The organism is Bacillus sp. FSL W8-0519 (genome assembly GCF_038005585.1).
In the GTDB taxonomy this organism is placed as follows: domain Bacteria; phylum Bacillota; class Bacilli; order Bacillales; family Bacillaceae_G; genus Bacillus_A; species Bacillus_A paranthracis.
The window spans coordinates 2,740,329-2,757,795 of sequence record NZ_JBBOTL010000001.1 but is presented as its reverse complement, the minus strand read 5'-3'; the positions used below and the strand labels follow the sequence as shown (position 1 = coordinate 2,757,795).

General features: G+C 32.5%; 18 protein-coding genes and 2 pseudogenes. 17 read left to right on the top strand and 3 right to left on the bottom strand.

The features are described from left to right. The first annotated feature begins 7 nt into the window (after window positions 1-7). The 5 genes and pseudogenes from NST14_RS14495 (at window position 8) to NST14_RS14475 (ending at window position 5,455) form a co-directional block, all read left to right on the top strand. Complete coding sequence (locus NST14_RS14495) at window positions 8-1,591, top strand: M3 family metallopeptidase (protein ID WP_000544309.1); 1,584 nt, start codon at window positions 8-10, stop codon at window positions 1,589-1,591. Between the two features lie 12 nt (window positions 1,592-1,603). Then, the gene (locus NST14_RS14490) at window positions 1,604-2,353 is read left to right on the top strand and encodes a WecB/TagA/CpsF family glycosyltransferase (RefSeq protein WP_229142770.1); all 750 of its coding nucleotides are present in this window, start codon (window positions 1,604-1,606) and stop codon (window positions 2,351-2,353) included. A 17-nt stretch (window positions 2,354-2,370) separates the two neighbouring features. Next, window positions 2,371-3,751, top strand: a pseudogene (locus NST14_RS14485) (5'-methylthioadenosine/adenosylhomocysteine nucleosidase). A gap of 281 nt (window positions 3,752-4,032) precedes the next feature. Beyond that, window positions 4,033-4,737 (top strand): alpha/beta hydrolase, encoded by a 705-nt coding sequence (locus NST14_RS14480; RefSeq protein ID WP_000910325.1) that lies wholly within the window; start codon window positions 4,033-4,035, stop codon window positions 4,735-4,737. A gap of 268 nt (window positions 4,738-5,005) precedes the next feature. After that, a complete protein-coding gene (locus NST14_RS14475; RefSeq protein ID WP_000651670.1) occupies window positions 5,006-5,455 on the top strand; it encodes a GNAT family N-acetyltransferase in 450 nt (149 codons plus the stop codon). A gap of 72 nt (window positions 5,456-5,527) precedes the next feature. Here NST14_RS14475 and NST14_RS14470 read toward each other — a convergent pair whose 3' ends face one another. Beyond that, window positions 5,528-5,929 carry a hypothetical protein gene (locus NST14_RS14470; protein ID WP_229142769.1) on the bottom strand — a complete coding sequence of 134 codons (402 nt, stop codon included), beginning with the start codon at window positions 5,927-5,929 and terminating at the stop codon, window positions 5,528-5,530. Window positions 5,930-6,050: 121 nt separating this feature from the next. On the opposite strand from NST14_RS14470, the gene NST14_RS14465 reads away from it, so the two are divergent. The 3 genes from NST14_RS14465 to NST14_RS14455 all read left to right on the top strand — a co-directional run bounded on the left by NST14_RS14465 (window position 6,051) and on the right by NST14_RS14455 (window position 10,062). Then, window positions 6,051-6,698, top strand: a complete 648-nt coding sequence (locus NST14_RS14465; RefSeq protein WP_000865966.1) for a response regulator transcription factor — start codon at window positions 6,051-6,053, stop codon at window positions 6,696-6,698. Next, on the top strand, window positions 6,691-8,067 hold the full coding sequence (locus tag NST14_RS14460) for a sensor histidine kinase (RefSeq protein ID WP_229142768.1): 1,377 nt from the start codon (window positions 6,691-6,693) through the stop codon (window positions 8,065-8,067). Before NST14_RS14465 ends, NST14_RS14460 begins: the two co-directional genes overlap by 8 nt. A gap of 201 nt (window positions 8,068-8,268) precedes the next feature. Continuing rightward, window positions 8,269-10,062, top strand: a complete 1,794-nt coding sequence (locus tag NST14_RS14455; protein WP_229142767.1) for a Xaa-Pro dipeptidyl-peptidase — start codon at window positions 8,269-8,271, stop codon at window positions 10,060-10,062. A gap of 59 nt (window positions 10,063-10,121) precedes the next feature. Here the strand turns inward: NST14_RS14455 and NST14_RS14450 are convergent, their stop codons facing one another. Then, on the bottom strand, window positions 10,122-10,403 hold the full coding sequence (locus tag NST14_RS14450) for a hypothetical protein (RefSeq protein ID WP_229142766.1): 282 nt from the start codon (window positions 10,401-10,403) through the stop codon (window positions 10,122-10,124). Between the two features lie 188 nt (window positions 10,404-10,591). On the opposite strand from NST14_RS14450, the gene NST14_RS14445 reads away from it, so the two are divergent. The 3 genes from NST14_RS14445 to NST14_RS14435 all read left to right on the top strand — a co-directional run bounded on the left by NST14_RS14445 (window position 10,592) and on the right by NST14_RS14435 (window position 12,368). After that, on the top strand, window positions 10,592-11,356 hold the full coding sequence (locus NST14_RS14445) for a class I SAM-dependent methyltransferase (protein ID WP_000490898.1): 765 nt from the start codon (window positions 10,592-10,594) through the stop codon (window positions 11,354-11,356). A 206-nt stretch (window positions 11,357-11,562) separates the two neighbouring features. Next, a complete protein-coding gene (locus tag NST14_RS14440; RefSeq protein ID WP_001262613.1) occupies window positions 11,563-11,826 on the top strand; it encodes a hypothetical protein in 264 nt (87 codons plus the stop codon). A 311-nt stretch (window positions 11,827-12,137) separates the two neighbouring features. Next, window positions 12,138-12,368, top strand: coding sequence for a hypothetical protein (locus tag NST14_RS14435; protein ID WP_000789033.1), 231 nt, complete (start codon window positions 12,138-12,140; stop codon window positions 12,366-12,368). Between the two features lie 254 nt (window positions 12,369-12,622). Here the strand turns inward: NST14_RS14435 and NST14_RS14430 are convergent, their stop codons facing one another. Further along, entirely contained in the window at window positions 12,623-13,054 is a 432-nt protein-coding gene (locus tag NST14_RS14430; RefSeq protein WP_229142765.1) for a cytidine deaminase, read from the bottom strand. Between the two features lie 153 nt (window positions 13,055-13,207). Between NST14_RS14430 and NST14_RS14425 the strand changes: the two are divergent. The 6 genes and pseudogenes from NST14_RS14425 to NST14_RS14400 form a co-directional block, all read left to right on the top strand. Then, window positions 13,208-13,294: pseudogene (locus NST14_RS14425) on the top strand (ankyrin repeat domain-containing protein); the annotation flags it as partial. After that, window positions 13,291-13,887, top strand: a complete 597-nt coding sequence (locus NST14_RS14420; RefSeq protein WP_229142764.1) for a DJ-1/PfpI family protein — start codon at window positions 13,291-13,293, stop codon at window positions 13,885-13,887. The pseudogene NST14_RS14425 and the gene NST14_RS14420, both read left to right, overlap by 4 nt. 388 nt (window positions 13,888-14,275) lie before the next feature. After that, on the top strand, window positions 14,276-14,632 hold the full coding sequence (locus NST14_RS14415) for an FtsB family cell division protein (protein ID WP_001228720.1): 357 nt from the start codon (window positions 14,276-14,278) through the stop codon (window positions 14,630-14,632). A gap of 259 nt (window positions 14,633-14,891) precedes the next feature. Beyond that, window positions 14,892-15,218, top strand: a complete 327-nt coding sequence (locus NST14_RS14410) for a DUF3870 domain-containing protein (RefSeq protein WP_000271328.1) — start codon at window positions 14,892-14,894, stop codon at window positions 15,216-15,218. 143 nt (window positions 15,219-15,361) lie between these two features. Further along, window positions 15,362-16,423 carry a dipeptide epimerase gene (locus NST14_RS14405; protein WP_053083442.1) on the top strand — a complete coding sequence of 354 codons (1,062 nt, stop codon included), beginning with the start codon at window positions 15,362-15,364 and terminating at the stop codon, window positions 16,421-16,423. A gap of 39 nt (window positions 16,424-16,462) precedes the next feature. Next, complete coding sequence (locus NST14_RS14400) at window positions 16,463-17,464, top strand: C40 family peptidase (protein ID WP_000755452.1); 1,002 nt, start codon at window positions 16,463-16,465, stop codon at window positions 17,462-17,464. Window positions 17,465-17,467 lie beyond the last annotated feature (3 nt).

The window sequence follows — 17,467 nt, the reverse complement described above, 5'->3', positions numbered from 1 at the left end:
CTATAAAATGCATGAAATTGCTAAGTGGGATTTAGATTCATTGTATTCGAATGAAGATATCCTAACTCCAATATTGGAGTTAAAAGAACAATTTTTTGTAACAAAAGATATAGGGATTCTTTCAAATCTTATACAAGCTATTGAAAAAGCAGAATACTATTTGTACTGTCGATTGGCTGAAGAAAGTGTTTCATCTGACATTACTAGATTGACTGTGAAAGTAAAGGAACTAAAAAGTGAAGTGCAGCAAGTCATACAGCAAAGTGAAGTGGAAATTACTGATAATACTAGGCTAATAAAAGATGAACTACATGCGTGGGAAAATATGTACATACAATTAAGGAATAGGATAGAAATAGAGCACAATAATAAGCAATTATCATTTGGACAAGCAAATCATGTTGCAATGAATAGTGATAATGAAAAGGAAAGACTAGAAGTATTCGAGTTATTAACATGTACTTTACATAAGGAGAAAGAAATTTTTGCTACTGTATTAAATCAAATAGGAAGATTGCGTAATACAAAGAGTAATGAATTAGAAGATAGAGAGATTTTAGCAAGGTCCCTTCATGCGAATGGTGTTTCAGAAACTGTATTATTACAAATATGGAATGCGACAGAAGAAAATCTAGATAAATTAGTTAGTGCTTTAAATGTGTATAAGAAAGGCAGAGCTTCGATTACATGGCATGAACTTATGACAGTAAAGGAGAATAATGAGGTTATTATTCCTTTTTCAGTAGCAGTACAAAACATATACGATGCATTAAAAAATATAGATGAAGAATTAGCAGAATTTGCACGTCATGCGATAGAAAGTGGTTGGGTAGATGCAGAACCGAGAGAGAATAAACCCCCAGGTGGATTTTGTGCTCCTTTTTTCAGTGAAAAAGAATCTCGAATCTCTATGCGTTATGACGGAAGTATCGATAGTGTAAGGATACTTGCCCACGAACTAGGACATGCTTGGCATTTTTATAATATGAGTTTTGAGCAATCCTCTTCTTTTTTAGATGATTATTTGCCAATGAGTACAGCTGAATCAGCGTCTATTTTCTTTGAAACATTGCTTATAAATTATCTAATTCAAACAACAGATAGTATAGATATAAAAAAGTCATTGCTTAGCTGGAAAATAAGAAACTGTTTTAATTATGTAATGGCAATTCGAGCATCGTACGAATTTGAGAAGAACTTTTACGAGAAATGTAAAGAAAGTCCTTTAAGTGCTGATCAAATCGAGAAATTATCTATAGTAGCGCAAGAAAAAGCATATGGAAATTCATTATCAGAATATCAGCCGTTCGTGTGGATGAAATATATTCAATTTTATATAGCAGATGTTCCTTTTTATAATTATCCATACACATTTGGATATTTAGTTAGTTTTAGTTTATTAGAAATAGCTAAAGAAAGGAAAAGTACTTTTCATTTGAAATATAAAGAGTTTTTACGAGAAACAGGAAAAGCTCCAGTGGAAGAACTTATGAAAAAACATTTTGAAATAGATATAACGAGCTATGAATTTTGGGATAAAGCCTTTAAACAAATTTCTAAAGATATTGATGAATATTTGCAACTTATGTAAGGGGAGAGTAAAGTGAATCACCAACTTATAAAGGGAATACCTTTTTCAACTTTAGAATATGCAAAAGCTATAAGTTTATTAAAAGGTTGGCTACATGAAAAACAAGAGAAACCAAGATTTGTAGTAACTGCAAATCCTGAAATTGTTATGTCTGCAAAGGAAAGTACGGCTAAATCTAAACAGTTTAAAAAGATGTTACTATCTGCGGATTTAATAACAGCGGATGGAATTGGTGTCATAATTGGCTCGAAAATATTAAAAGGAACGCTGAAAGAACGCGTCACTGGGGCAGATATCACTCACGATTTAATAAAATATTGTAACGATAATAGATACCGCGTCTTTCTTTTTGGAGCTGCTCCAGAAAGTAATAAAAAGGCATTAGAAAAATTAAATGAGCAGTTCCCAGGAGCACAGTTTAAAGGACAGCATGGATTTGTAAATGGTGAAGAAATAGAAGAAGTAAAAATGAAAATAAAGCAATTCAAGCCGCACTTACTGTTAGTAGGACTAGGTTCACCGAAACAAGAAGAATTCATCTATGAAAACATACAAATATTAAACGTTCCACTATCTATAGGTATCGGAGGTATGATCGATATAATATCTGGTACTGTAAAAAGAGCACCAAAAATTATGAGGGATACAGGAACTGAATGGCTGTATAGGTTACTTTCACAGCCCAAAAGATTAAAGAGACAAATCGTACTTCCGAAATTTTTATTGTCGGTTATGTCTGAAAGAATTAAAGGGAGTAATTAATAAAGGAGAGTACATTCATGAACAGAATCAGCATTATCGGAGCAATGCAAATTGAAATAGACTTACTTTTAGAAAAATTAGTTTTACAAGAAGAACAAACAATCGCAGGAATGCCTTTTTACGTTGGGGAATTCATGGGAACAGAAATAATTGTTACAAGATGTGGTGTAGGGAAAGTTAATGCAGCCGCATGTACGCAAACGTTAATTCATAAATTTGATGTAGATGCTATCATCAATACCGGTGTTGCTGGCGGGCTACATCCAGATGTAAAAGTTGGCGATATAGTTATTTCAACGAATGTAACTCATCATGATGTAAGTAAGACTCAAATGAAAAACTTATTCCCGTTCCAAGAGGAGTTTTACGCAAGTAAGAAATTAATGGAGTTAGCACGTACTGCATGCAATAGTAGTAGTTTACATATTGGAGTTCATGAAGGGAGAATCGTAAGCGGTGAATGTTTTGTTGAAGATTCAAACCTAAAAGCGAAATTAATAGATGAATATGCACCGCATTGTACAGAAATGGAAGGTGCAGCAATTGGACATGTTGCCTACATAAATGAAGTACCGTTTCTCGTAATGCGATGTATTTCTGACAGTGCAGACGATGAAGCACAAATTTCTTATGATGACTTCGCGAAAACGGCCGCAAACTATTGTTCAGAAATTATCGTTGAGATGCTGAAAAATATATCAAGTAAAACTGTATTATAATTCAAAAGGAGAGAATGAAATGTTACAAGCATTAATTTTTGATATGGACGGAACGTTATTTCAAACAGATAAAATTTTAGAATTATCGTTAGATGATACATTTGATCACTTAAGATCCCTTCAATTATGGGATACGGTAACGCCTATCGATAAATACCGTGAAATAATGGGTGTACCTTTACCGAAAGTTTGGGAAGCTTTATTACCGGATCATTCTCTTGAAATAAGAGAACAAACAGATGCATATTTTTTAGAAAGATTAATTGAAAACATTAAGAGCGGAAAAGGTGCTTTATATCCGAATGTAAAAGAAATTTTTACATATATAACAGAAAATAATTGTTCAATTTATATTGCTAGTAATGGTTTAACTGAATATTTACAAGCAATCGTATCTTATTATGAGTTAGATCAATGGGTTACTGAAACGTTTAGTATTGAACAAATAAACTCACTTAATAAAAGCGACTTAGTAAAAAGTATTTTGAACAAATATGATATAAAAGAAGCAGCTGTAGTCGGGGATCGTTTATCTGATATAAACGCAGCTAAAGATAATGGCTTGATTGCGATTGGATGTAATTTTGATTTTGCACAAGAAGATGAACTTGCCCAAGCTGATATAGTAATAGATGATTTACTGGAGTTGAAGGGGATATTGCCTGCTATACAGAGATAATGAAGTTGTTTAAATTACAATATAATCATTCTAAAAATAATAAAGTCGTTTAAAAATCTTTCTTCCATTAACGGAGTAAATTGCTTAGTGGGGAATTAAAATAAGTACTTGTGGCTTCTGAAGAAATGGAAAAAGAAAGATGTTAAATGCAAAGTAGACTCTGTTATACAGAGGTAGAGATAGTGGTATTCATTTGTGATGGATTAGTAATGGTTTGATTTGGATTATAAAGTGTGTGCGTTTTTTGCCAAGTACTATATGACTTATTCTATGGAGGAAATATGCTTAAAGATAATTTTAACATTAATAATATTCCCACGGTTTTGTGGGGAGATAAAAGTGAAAAAGTTTTTATTGCAGTACATGGAAATATGTCAAATAAGGAAGATGCAGTTATTCAAATATTAGCTGAAGAAGCTAATCAAAAAGGTTATCAAGTATTAAGCTTTGATTTACCTGAGCATGGAGAAAGAACAAATGATAATACTCCTTGCAAAGTACAGTTTTGTGTTAGTGAATTATCTATAATTATGAATTACGCAAAAGAGCATTGGAAAGAAGTGAGTGTGTTTGCATGTAGTATAGGAGCTTATTTTAGCCTTTTAGCCTATCAAAATGATGTGATTGAAAAGGCATTATTTTTATCACCAGTAGTTAATATGGAACGAATTATCGAAAATATGATGAAATGGTTTAATGTAACACCAGAACTTTTGCAAAAAGAAATGACTATAGAGACACCAATTGGTCAAAAGTTATATTGGGATTATTTATGCTATGTAAAAGAACATCCTATTAATACATGGAATATAGATACATATATTATGTACGGAGCTAAGGATGAACTGTGTGAATTTGAAATTATTAACGATTTTACAAAAAAACATCGTTGTGCATTAGAAGTCATGGAGACAGGTGAACATTATTTTCATACTGAAGAACAGTTAAAGATATTTGAACTGTGGTTACAAAAGCTTATAGATTAACAAATTATAACTTAACTTGAACAATGTTAGAGTAGAATGATGAATTTATAAACTGATATTATATTTGAGAGACATTATAAATGTAAATCTATTCATTTAAGCAAACAGCTACTTTAGTTCAATAAGACTTAAACAACTATATTATCGATTTAAAACTGAAGTGAAGAATACACATACTACGAATTGAATAAGATAACAATCATAAAAATGCTCAGAATAAATGATTCTAGAGCATTTTTATGTGTTTCTATATTAAGGGGGGATTTACTTGAAAGATATACATATTCAACAAATTGAAGATTTAATGATATACGAATCCGATTATCTTGTTCAGGAAAGCAAAGATGAAGGGTTTTATTTCCTAATAAAACTAATAAGTGAATATGAAAATAAAATAAACACATTTAATAAAACGGGTGAATGTCTATATGGTATTTTTCAAGGGGAAAAGTTAATTGGAATAGGAGGGTTAAATGAGGATCCATATACAGAAAATAATAAGATTGGCCGATTAAGGCGATTTTATATTTCAAAGGACTATCGTCGTATAGGGCTAGGGAAGTCGTTATTAAACAAACTATTATCTCATGCGGAAAAGAATTTTAAAGTAGTTGTTTTACATACAGATACAAAACAAGGTGATGCATTTTATAGTGCAAATGGATTTGTGAAAGGGCAGGTATATAAAGGCTCTAGTCACTATAAAGTATTATGTTAGTAAAAAAAGAGACCTCTGCTTCGAAAAATAAGCTTATGAAGTCTCTTTTTTCTAGTCAATTATGTTTAACATTCATTTTTTCAATAGTCCCTTCGGATCACCTTTTACATAATAAAAATGTGGATTATTTTCATCGTCGTAAAGCATAATATAAGGTTTTTGATTAAGGGGGAGAAGAATAAGTACTTCATCAATTGTTGTTTGTAGCCATTGATTTGTAATAGAAACTGGTTTAGATAAAGGAATTTTTATCATGTGACCATCTTTTGGAACGACATTTAAGTTTTTGAAGGGGCCAGTAATGGATTTAGCAAATTGAACAGCTTTTTTTTGAATAGCTGGATCTAAAGATTGTTTTTGAATGACCATTTCTTTTTGACAATCAAATACTTCAATTTGTTGATTTGTATTTGCTAACACATTTGTCGATAATAAGAAACAAAGAAGAGTAATGACTCCAATTTTTTTAATCATAATACAACACCTCGTCTTTACTATACCCTTAAAAATTTCAAATATTTTTCTGTCACATTTATGTAACAAAGAAGTTGTATGATACAATTGATTTTTGTTTAAAAGCAATGGAGGATAATGTATGAAAGTATTAATCGCAGATGATGAACAAGATATGCTAAGGATTTTAAAAGCTTATTTTGAGAAAGAAGGCTTCGAAGTTTTCTTAGCGAAAGATGGAGAAGAAGCACTTCAAATATTTTATGATGAAAAAATTGATTTAGCTATTTTAGATTGGATGATGCCGAAACATAGTGGTATTACTGTTTGTAAGGAAATAAAGAAAAACTCAAGCGTAAAAGTATTAATGCTTACGGCGAAAAGTGAAAGCGAAGATGAATTAGCAGCTCTTCAAAGCGGGGCAGATGAGTACGTAAAAAAACCATTTCATCCAGGTGTACTCATTACTCGAGCGAAAAAGCTAATACAGCACGATGATGTCATTCAAGTTCAAGATTTGAAAATAGATTTTACGAAAAATAAAGTTTATAAAAATGACAAAGAGTTAGATATTACAAAAACAGAGCTAGAATTAATAAAGTGTTTTTTAAGTCATAAAGGCATGATTTTGACTCGTAAAAAATTGTTAGATATCGTATGGGGATTTGACTATTTTGGAGAAGAGCGAACTGTTGATACACATGTAAGAAGGTTACGTAAAAAAGTAGGAGAAAATATTATAAAGACGCATCGTGGTTTAGGGTATAGTTTGGAGGAGCAGAGTGAATAAACTTGGAAAAAAACTATTTCTCAGCATTTCTTTAACTGTTATTCTTATTTTTACGATCTCTTTATTATTAATTAACTATCTTTTACCGAAATATAATATTTACAAAACGAGAGAGAACTTAAATGAATTTACAGTGCAAATACAAAATACATCTGTAAATGAGTTAGAAGAGGGAATTCGTACAATTGAAAGCGAAAATAACGTTACGGTTGCATATACGTCAATCAATCAGTCAGAAGATGATATGAACGAAGCGTTACGCATGCAACTTACGAAAAAGAAAGTAGTTTTAAATAAACTGTGGATTACGAAAGACGAAGTCATGAAGGTGAAAGCGGAAGGGCAATCGAATAAACTGTATGATCAAGAGAAGTTAAAAGCAAGTTTTTTCGCTAAATATATTGCAAAAGATAATACAATAATTTTAATGGGAACTTCTATTGCACATTCTAACGAAATTATAAAAACGTTAAATACATTTTATTTATACATTCTTTGTTTCTCACTCCTTCTTATTATTTTACTTGTGTGGATACTTTCAAAAATAATAACGACTCCATTAAAAGAGCTAAGTGATGTAGCTCAGGACATTTCACATTTGAAGTTTAAAAGAACAAAAGTGAAAACGAACGATGAAATAGGGGAGTTAGCCGATAGTATTAATATCATGAGTGATACACTACATGAAGCACATCAAGATTTAACAGATCGTAATGAACATTTAAAACGATTTATGGGTGATGTGACGCATGAATTAAAGACACCAATTGCATTAGTAAAAGCATATTCTATGGGAATTAAGGATGGGTTAGATGATGGGACATACGTAGATACAATTATAAAACAAACAGATCAAATATCAAACTTAATTGAAGAACTATTACAATTTTCGAAGTTAGAAAGAGATGTTTTACAAAAAGAAGAATTCCCTATTGAACCATTAGTCCGAAGTATAATAGATAAGCATAAAATTGAACTGGAGTCGAAAGAAATACAGTTGCAGACGAACAGTAATATTAAAAATCAGGTCATTTATGCGGATTTGAATAAAATGGGAATGGTGTTTCAAAATTTAATTTCTAACGCAATAAAATATACAACAAATCAAAATATAAAAATCATTTTAGAAGATAGAAATAAAAGTGTATATTTTCAAATTGAAAATGGGATTAATGCAGAACAAATTCAAGATATCGAAAAAATTTGGGAACCTTTTTATGTCTTAGACTCTTCACGAAGTAAAGAAAAATCAGGCACAGGATTAGGACTAGCGATAGTGAAAAGTATTTTAGAAAGGCATGGTTTTGACTATGGCGTATCTACTAAAGAGGGAGAAATACGGTTTTATATTACTATGAAGAATGACTAATTCAATACAATTAAAAGCATCGTCTATTAATAGGTGATGTTTTTTATTGATTATATGAGAGCAGTAAATCAGAATATATAACCTTGAAAGCCCGTTGGAAGAGTGTTCTACAAATTTCTCAAGTTGCTGCATAAAATATAAACTGAATTTTCAGTAATTATATTGTATAGTAAAAGGAGACATAAATGGGGAGGGAAGGATATGGGGAGAAAGAAAATAGCAACATTATCAGCAATATTATCTTTATCAATTACGTCAGGAGTTTCTAGTATGACTGCGTATGCAGATAATAAAGAAACAAACTACATAAATGAGCATGACGTGAAGTTAAATGGAATTGTTTCAGATGCGTTACGTTCAAGTACGAAAATTGAATTAGAAAATGGGATGACAAAACCGATTTATTCGCTTGATGAAGCAATTATTGAAAATTTATTTGTAGAAACGGAAGTAGATAGTGATCGAGATGGAAAAAAGGATCGTGTATCGGTAAAAGTTATGCGTCCAAAAACTGATTCGAATGTGAAAGTTCCTGTTATATATGAAATGAGTCCATATCGAGCTGGCTTAAAAGATGTACCTGTATATAACGTAGATGAAGAATTGTATGCGTATGAAGGGAAACCGTATGGAGCTGTTAATCTTGGTTCGTATGGAAATTATTATGTACCAAGAGGCTATGCAGTCATTTTAGGTGAAAGTATTGGAACTGGGAAATCAGATGGGTGTCCGACGACTGGGGATGAGCAAGAAATATTAGGGACGAAATCTGTAATTGATTGGGTAAATGGACGTGCGAAAGCATATAAAGAAAATGGTGAGGAAGTTAAAGCTGATTGGTCAACGGGAGATGTCGGTATGACAGGAGTCTCTTATAATGGTACGTTACCAAATGCTGTTGCGACGACTGGTGTTGAAGGGTTGAAAACAATTATTCCAATCGCAGCGATTAGTAGTTGGTATGATTATTATCGTGCAAACGGTGCAGTGATTGCGCCAGGTGGATACCAAGGAGAAGATACAGATAATATGGCAGAAGCAGTATTAACAAGGGAAAACCCTGAAGTTTGCGGACAAGTAATAAAAGAGCTAACAGCCGGACAGGACCGGAAAACTGGTAATTATAATGATTTTTGGGATAAACGAAATTATGTAAAAGATGCTAAAAATATAAAGGCGAGTGTGTTTGTTGTTCATGGTTTAAATGATTGGAATGTAAAAACGAAGCAGTTCGCGCAATGGTGGGAAGCGCTTGGAGAGAATGATGTTCCTCGTAAAATGTGGCTACATCAAGGTGGACACGGTGGAACATCAACGAATGACTGGCAAAGAACACAAAATAAATGGTTCGATTATTGGTTGTATGGAATTGAAAATGGAATTATGAATGAACCAATGGTTGATGTACAACGTGAAAATAAAACTTGGGAAAAATTAAAAAACTGGCCGGATCCAGCAGCTGTACCGTCAAAAGTTCGTATGTATTTAAGTAATAAAGCAGTAAATTTACCATTCAGTATGGGTTCTGTTAATAAGGTGTTTTCATTCGTAGATGATGCAAAAATGAAATCAAACGAATTAGTAGCAAACCCAGAATTAGAAGTAGCCAATCGATTAGTGTATACAATGCCTGTACTGCAAAAAGATACGCGTATAAGTGGTACACCAAAGATTTCAATTACAGGTAATATTAATCGATCTGTATCAAATTTAACAGCATTACTTGTTGATTACGGAGGAACGAAGCCGGAAATCGTAACACGAGGCTGGATGGATCCACAAAACGTAAAAAGTATAGAAAATTCAACAGCGATTCAACCAGGCAAAGATTATATATTTACATGGGACATGCAGCCAGATGATTATATATTTAAAGCTGGGCATCAAATTGGAGTTGTTTTAATTGCAAGTGATTATGATTATACAATTAGACCAAAAGCGGGCACGAAGCTTACAGTGAAATTAAGTGAAGTGACATTGCCAATTGTGAAATAAATAGTTATGGATAAAGAGCTTACTACAAAGTAAGCTCTTTACATTTTGAAAGGGAGAGTTTAATGTGAATGTTTATTGGTAGATACAAAAAGACTTACAGTAAACAAAAAAATTGCATTTATGATCAATAGGCCACTAAATGTAAGCCCAGCAAAACCTCCAGCGAATCCATCTCCTACTTTTTCACCAATTACATGCAAAGTGGCGAAGAAAACGATGGGGGAAGAAAGAATGAAAATGCCACTGGTAATTTTCCATATTCGTCTATACTTCTTTGCAATAAAGAAAATTACAGCATTAAAAGCAATAAGAAGTAAAAGAAATACAATGAATGAATTCATCATATTCTCCTTTCGGTATAATTCTGAATTTTCATTCGGAAGGGGATGTTATATAATATGATTATATTCTATGGAAAGCGAGTGATATAGTATGACAGTCAGCTCTTTCGAATTTTCATTAAAATACAGGTACAGGGAGATTAATTGAATTTAAATCTTCCGTACGTAAAAAACGGGGGAGAAAATAAATGTTTAGTTTTTATAGTACACTTTGCACGGAACTTTATGATTACACAAAGCCTGTCGGTTATTCTTTAAATGGTGATATTGAGTATTACGAAGAACGTTTGAAAAATTGTAGAGGTAGAATTCTCGAAGCAGCAGTAGGATCAGGGCGTGTCATCATCCCGCTTCTTGAGGCTGGTTTTACAGTAGATGGGATTGACTATTCACCTGAGATGCTAGAATCGTGCCGTATAAGATGCAAAGAGAGAGGCTTACACCCTAATTTATATGAAGGAAGCTTACAACAATTTTCACTTCCGCATAAATATGAGGCAATTATCATTCCTACTGGTTCTTTTTGCTTAATTGAAAATCGAGAGGATTCTATAAATGCATTGAAATGTTTTTATGAACACCTTAATCCAGGCGGACGATTAATCGTAGATATTATGCTTCCGTATGACTGGAAGACGGGGGAGATTCATACATCGACTTTTTCTTTACCAAATGGTGACGGAATTACATTAGAAAATAAATCAATTGAAATAGATTGGCTGAACCAAGTTACTCTATCCTATTTAAAATATGAAAAATGGAGTAAAGGGCAGTTAGTACAAACGGAATTGCAACGCTTTGCGGTGTGTTGGTATGGAATAGAAGAGTTTAAACTTCTTTTAGAAAGTATTGGTTTCTCTAATATTACTTGCTCTGCTGATTATGTTTATGAAAAAGAACCGTCAAATGCTAATCAAATGTTTACTTTTGAAGCCGTGCGAAAAGAAAAATAAAGAAGTATGTAAGAAAACAAGGCAATCGATACAATATCGATTGTCTTGTTTTAATTGTATATTATATTGCGTACATGTTATTACGTTTTCATTGTCCAAGCATCCTTCTACTAACTACATATACTATTTATATTAAAGACAGTCACTATTTTAAATAGAACTGTAATGTTTCTATAAATGATATTTTAGAGAGGTAGGGGATAAATTTGGCAAACGAAGAACAAGATAGAATTGAAAATCAAGTGTATTCCAATCGTGTAGTAAGATCAGAATTTGATGCGAATTGGGAAACTTGTATATCAAAAAGTGGTTATATAATTTATGTAGCAACAAGTAATAATGCTGAAGTAATAGTACTTCTTGCAGATGGTTCAAGTAAATTATTAATTTTCGAACAAGGCGGTAAAGTAGTAGTAGGCGGTGGTGGAACAAGTCATTACAGTAAGCCGCATATCGCAAGAAATATTTAAGGTAGAACAAAATGCCGGAAAATGGTTAACTCATTTTAGTAGAACTTGATGTACTACAAATACTTTTGAATGATCAGAGAAGTTTGTAGGGAATTGTACGGATCAATATTTGAAATATAATGTATGGTTTAAAGAATTCTATAAGCAATAAAAAAGCATTTCCTATTTCGGGAAATGCTTTTTCTATGTTATAGTATAATAGTGTTTTAAAACAATGTTATTTTAATATATTTCAAATTTTGTTATGTATTATTTTTATATTAAATTAGTTGCGTAAGTATTTTTTTATATAAGGAGTAATAATTAGAGAAATGAAAAATATAGACTTTATACTAGAAAGTGATGAGGCATTAAAACCGTCTGAACGATTAGTACTATTATTATTAGAGAAGCATAGAATGTTATATACGAACGATCTATTGGCATTATCTAATTTATCATATAAAACATTAACAGATTCATTAACGTCGCTTGTATTAAAATCATATGTGTTAAAGGAAACAGGTAAGGGAAGAAGACAGAATTGTTATAGATTGGTATGATAAGACTGCTGATTTTAGAGAGTTTATATTAATATTTATCGAATGTAAGGAGAAAACGCATTTTTGTTTTTAAATGAAAAAATGTAATAAACTTAAATATTTTTAATTTCATTTTTGTTAATGATAATTTAATTATTTGAAAAATAGAAAAATAAAATAAACTGCATAAAACAGAAATAAAAAAACAATCCGTTTTTAAAACGGATTGTTTTTTATTGGAATAATATTATAAGATGAATGGAACACAGGAATAATTATTCTACTTCACTTGTATACTTTTCAGGTAATAATTCCATTATGTTACATTTTACAAGTTCACCATTATAAGAGAGTATAACATTCGTATTTTTTCCGTAATCACTTATTAATTCTCGACACATCCCACATGGAGCAACAACCCAACATTTTTCTATATCTTCATGAGGGTGTGGGTGTGCAACTGCTACAATGGTATCAAATTCATGATCACCTTCTGAAATAGATTTTCCAATTGCCATAGCTTCACCACATACTGTTATTCTTCCAACATTCGCTTCAACATGTACTGCTGCATAAATATTACCTGTTTTAGTGCGTACTGCTGAACCGATATGATGACGGCCATATTTATAGTTTTTTTCGATTACTTTTTCAGCCGCTTTAATTAAATCATAGTCTTCACTATTTAAAGGTATTACGTGTAACATAATTTCTCCTCCATACTAAACATGATTAGCATTATTTTAGCAGAAAATTTTAATATTTAAAATAAAAGATAAATGTTGAATAGATAATATTATTATGTAAACTATAATTAAAAAAGGAATTTATAATAATCAACAGAACATATAGAAGAGTGTGATGATGAGAAAACAGCCTATGATATAGCCTTAGAAAAAGGTCATACTCACCTTTTACATTATTTGCAACAGGGAGTGAACGTGTGATGAATAAATGGAGTGTAGGGATATTTTTATTTAATGAGGTGGAAGTGTTAGATTTTGCAGGGCCATTTGAAGTTTTTTCTATCACTAAAGTACATGAAGAGAAACCATTTACTGTTTATACAGTTAGCCAAAATGGAGAAATGATTACAGCAAGGAACGGATTAAAGGTAAAGCCTGATTATAGTATTGAAGATTTACCACCAGTTGATATATTAATCATTCCAGGTGGTAAAGGCGCACGGGAAAATGAAGTGAAAAATGATATTGTAATAAATTGGGTTCGTCAGCAAATGAAAGAAGTAAAGCTAATGACTTCAGTTTGTACCGGAGCGTTATTAATCGCGAAAGCTGGTTTACTGGAAGGGTTAAAAGCAACAACACATTGGGCTAGTATTCAAACTTTCAAAAAAGATTTTCCGAATGTAGAAGTAATGGAGAATGTGAAATTTGTAGATGAAGGACATATTATTACATCGGCAGGTATTTCAGCTGGTATTAACATGTCATTTCATATTGTGAAAAATTTGCTAGGTGTGGAGATCGCTGAAGAAACGGCCAAAAATATGGAATATGATATTGATTTACAAAATTAAAAAAGCCCAAATTGGGCTTTTTTCTTATTTTGAGTGTATATAGGTATGATCTATGCTCTAAACTTAAGCTCTTAAACAGTCATTCTAGTTTTATCGAATGTACGAAAATGCATCTCTTTTCTCCTTGTAACCATGTTAAAACAAGGAGAACTTTGTATGTAAAAAAACTCTTCTACAATAGTAGAAAAAGAATAACAGAAACTACTATTTTATGCCAGCATACATAAAAAAATGCAATGTAAATATGGAAATGTCGTCGAATGCTATCTTTAATTGGTTAATTAGTGAGATATTTTTGTGAAGGAGCTTATTTTATAAGAATAGAATTAAAGTTAATAAGAAATCATGCCGATGGTAGTGAAAATATATGTGTTAGGGGGATTTCATAATGAGGAAACTCAAGCGAATAAATGTTCCTAATATACAAGAACAACTATCACAGTCTAATGAAAATCGAGCAATTAATAAGAAAAAACTAAGGCGATTTATATTCATGTTTATATTTATTGCGGCGGCTACTTTGTACGTTCAATTTATTTTAACGAAACAACAAGAAATAATTGTAGAAAAAAAAGATACAATTACGAATCAAAAAAAACAATTGGTTTCTTTAAAGAAAGATGAGGCTTCTTTAAAGACTAACATAGAAAATTTAACAGACGATGATGAAGAAATTTTGAAGTTTGCGAGAAAAGAATATCAATTTTCTAAGTCAAATGAAACTATATTTGTGTTGCCAAAGTAGTGTAATAGAACAGTTAGCAATAGCTAGCTGTTTTTTCATGTAGGAATGTCATGGTACAAGAAACAATTACATATTGTAAAAATGAAGAGCTGGAGCTGTTTTTATACTTATGGAATATATACGAAAATAAATGTTGTTAAAATTCTGTCAATTGTATTATAATACAAGGTAAGCGGATACATTTTTTAATCCATGTTGAGTTTATCACTCATACGACTATTAAGAAAACCGTTATCCCGTATTAGAAAGGAAGAGAGCTGTGTACGCTTCAAATACAATTTATGTCGTAGGGGATGCGAAAGCACCTCAAAATAATCCCATTACCGAAAAGTTTAAAAGCTATTTTGTAGCGTTTGTACTTGTTAAGGAGACTGGGGAAATTGTAGATGCAGATTGCTCAGCGACAATTGCATTAACATCTCAATTTGTTAAATATTTATTTCTACATAAAAATATTAATGACCCAGAATTAGTAATGGAAATAAAAGATCGTTATTTCGGTTCGTCTCAAAAAGCATTACTTGTAGCATTAAAAGATGCACAGAAAAAATATAATCAAATCGCTGCTTTGTCTACCCATTCATAGACAAAATCCAGCCGTAAGAATCTTCTTATGGCTGGATTTTTTTATTTCACATTTACCTTCTATATGAAAAGTAAGCGAAAACGGAGATCTTTTGCTCCAAAAAAGTTGAGAATTAAGGATCCGTTTTGCCAGACAACGAAAGGATGAACAAAATGAAAATTACCGATGTAAAAGTAAATCGTAGACGTGTAAATCTTCATACACCGTTTAAAACCGCGCTTCGTACCGTAACCGAAATAGAAAGTATAGATGTATATATTCATACAGATGAAGGAATTGTTGGCAAGGGTGCAGCAGCTGCAACACCAGTTATTACGGGGGATTTCGCTAACGGGATTGAAGAAGCAATTTTAGGGCCGATGCGTTCCAATTTAATTGGTCAAGATATCATTCAATTTCAGCAGTTACTACAGCACATCCAAATGAGTTGCATTGGAAATCCAAGTGCGAAAGCCGCGGTAGATATCGCATTATATGATGTGTATTGTCAATATCATAACATTCCACTTTACGCATTATTAGGCGGGAAGAAAGAAATTCATACAGATATTACGGTGAGTGTAGATGAACCGCTCATTATGGCGAAAGAGGCAAAGCAACATGTAGAAAAAGGATTTCAAACTTTAAAAATTAAAGTGGGGAAATCTGCACACTTAGACTTAGAACGTATTGAAGCGATTCGAAATAGCGTACCCAAAAATACGACGTTACGATTAGATGCAAATCAAGGGTGGAATCCAAAAGAGGCAGTTTCTATCATTAAAGAGATGGAAAATCGCAATTTAAATATTGAATTTATTGAACAACCTGTTCATGCGAAAGATTGGGATGGATTAAAGTACGTCAAAGATCATGTACAAACACCTATTATGGCAGATGAAAGCATATTTTCAGCGAGTGATGCATTAAAAATTGTGCAAGGAAGATATGCAGACTTAATCAATATTAAATTAATGAAATGTGGAGGCATACGTGAAGCGTGGCGTATTGCTGATATCGCAGAAGCAGCTGGTGTGAAATGTATGGTAGGAAGCATGATGGAATCTTCTCTTTCTGTTAGCGCTGTTGCACATTTAGCTGCTGCACATCCTAATATTCATTACTTCGATCTTGATGCGCCACTTTGGTTAATGGAAGAACCGGAAGGAATGACTTATTCTGGATCAAAGGTAAACCTTCAATCGACAGTGAATAGTAAATCTTAGGAGAAGAGACTAGTAAATTATCTTTTAAGGGGGATATGTATGAAAAAAGTAGGAACTGCATTTTTAACAACTTTATTTATATTTTCATCGTTTACATCAGCAAATGCTGAGGAAAAGAAAGATAGTAAGGCGTTTATCGATGTATCTGCTGCAACACTTTGGACCACGCCTGATTCATTACGGCCAATTGATGCACCAAGTGCTACAAATCCAGTTGATTTGTGGAAGTGGACGAAATCGATGACGCTGGATGAGAAACTTTGGTTAACAAGTGCAAATAAATTAGAAACGCAAGCGTTATTAGGCCAAGAAGTAACAGTTGTAGATAAAAAAGGGGATTGGGTGAAAGTGTTAGTCCATGGTCAGCCAACACCTCGAAATGAAGAAGGCTACCCAGGATGGATGCCTGAAAAACAGTTAACATATAATCAAGAATTTGCAGATAAAACAAATGAACCTTTCGTATTAGTAACGAAACCGACAGCCATTTTATATATAAATCCTTCTGAAAAACATAAATCGCTTGAAGTGAGCTATAATACGCGGCTGCCCCTCCTAAGTGAAGATACAATTTCATATCGCGTGTTGCTACCAAATGGGCAGAAAGCTTGGCTACGAAAAAATGATGGAACGGTTTACCGTTCTCAAAATGATATTCCAACCCCGACGGCCGATGATCTAATAAACACAGGGAAAATGTTTTTAGGATTACCGTACATTTGGGCTGGTACAAGTGGCTTCGGATTTGATTGCTCTGGATTTACACATACGATTTATAAATCGCACGGTATTACAATTCCACGAGATTCTGGTCCGCAATCGAGAAATGGAGTTGCAGTTGATAAAGAACATTTACAAAAAGGAGATTTAATCTTCTTTGCACATGATCAAGGGAAAGGCAGTGTTCATCATGTGGGGATGTACATTGGTGATGGAAATATGATTCACTCACCGAGAGCTGAAAGATCGGTAGAGATTATACCGCTAAATACACCAGGATATATAGAAGAATACGCTGGCGCCCGTCGTTACTTACCTTAAAAA

Coding starts and splice junctions, on each gene's coding strand:
- NST14_RS14450 (WP_229142766.1), bottom strand. CDS start 10,403: ATGAATTCATTCATTGTATTTCTTTTACTTCTTATTGCTTTTAATGCT.
- NST14_RS14445 (WP_000490898.1), top strand. CDS start 10,592: ATGTTTAGTTTTTATAGTACACTTTGCACGGAACTTTATGATTACACA.
- NST14_RS14400 (WP_000755452.1), top strand. CDS start 16,463: ATGAAAAAAGTAGGAACTGCATTTTTAACAACTTTATTTATATTTTCA.
- NST14_RS14480 (WP_000910325.1), top strand. CDS start 4,033: ATGCTTAAAGATAATTTTAACATTAATAATATTCCCACGGTTTTGTGG.
- NST14_RS14405 (WP_053083442.1), top strand. CDS start 15,362: ATGAACAAAATGAAAATTACCGATGTAAAAGTAAATCGTAGACGTGTA.
- NST14_RS14455 (WP_229142767.1), top strand. CDS start 8,269: ATGGGGAGAAAGAAAATAGCAACATTATCAGCAATATTATCTTTATCA.
- NST14_RS14470 (WP_229142769.1), bottom strand. CDS start 5,929: ATGATTAAAAAAATTGGAGTCATTACTCTTCTTTGTTTCTTATTATCG.
- NST14_RS14430 (WP_229142765.1), bottom strand. CDS start 13,054: ATGTTACACGTAATACCTTTAAATAGTGAAGACTATGATTTAATTAAA.
- NST14_RS14415 (WP_001228720.1), top strand. CDS start 14,276: ATGAGGAAACTCAAGCGAATAAATGTTCCTAATATACAAGAACAACTA.
- NST14_RS14435 (WP_000789033.1), top strand. CDS start 12,138: ATGAAAAATATAGACTTTATACTAGAAAGTGATGAGGCATTAAAACCG.
- NST14_RS14465 (WP_000865966.1), top strand. CDS start 6,051: ATGAAAGTATTAATCGCAGATGATGAACAAGATATGCTAAGGATTTTA.
- NST14_RS14495 (WP_000544309.1), top strand. CDS start 8: ATGCATGAAATTGCTAAGTGGGATTTAGATTCATTGTATTCGAATGAA.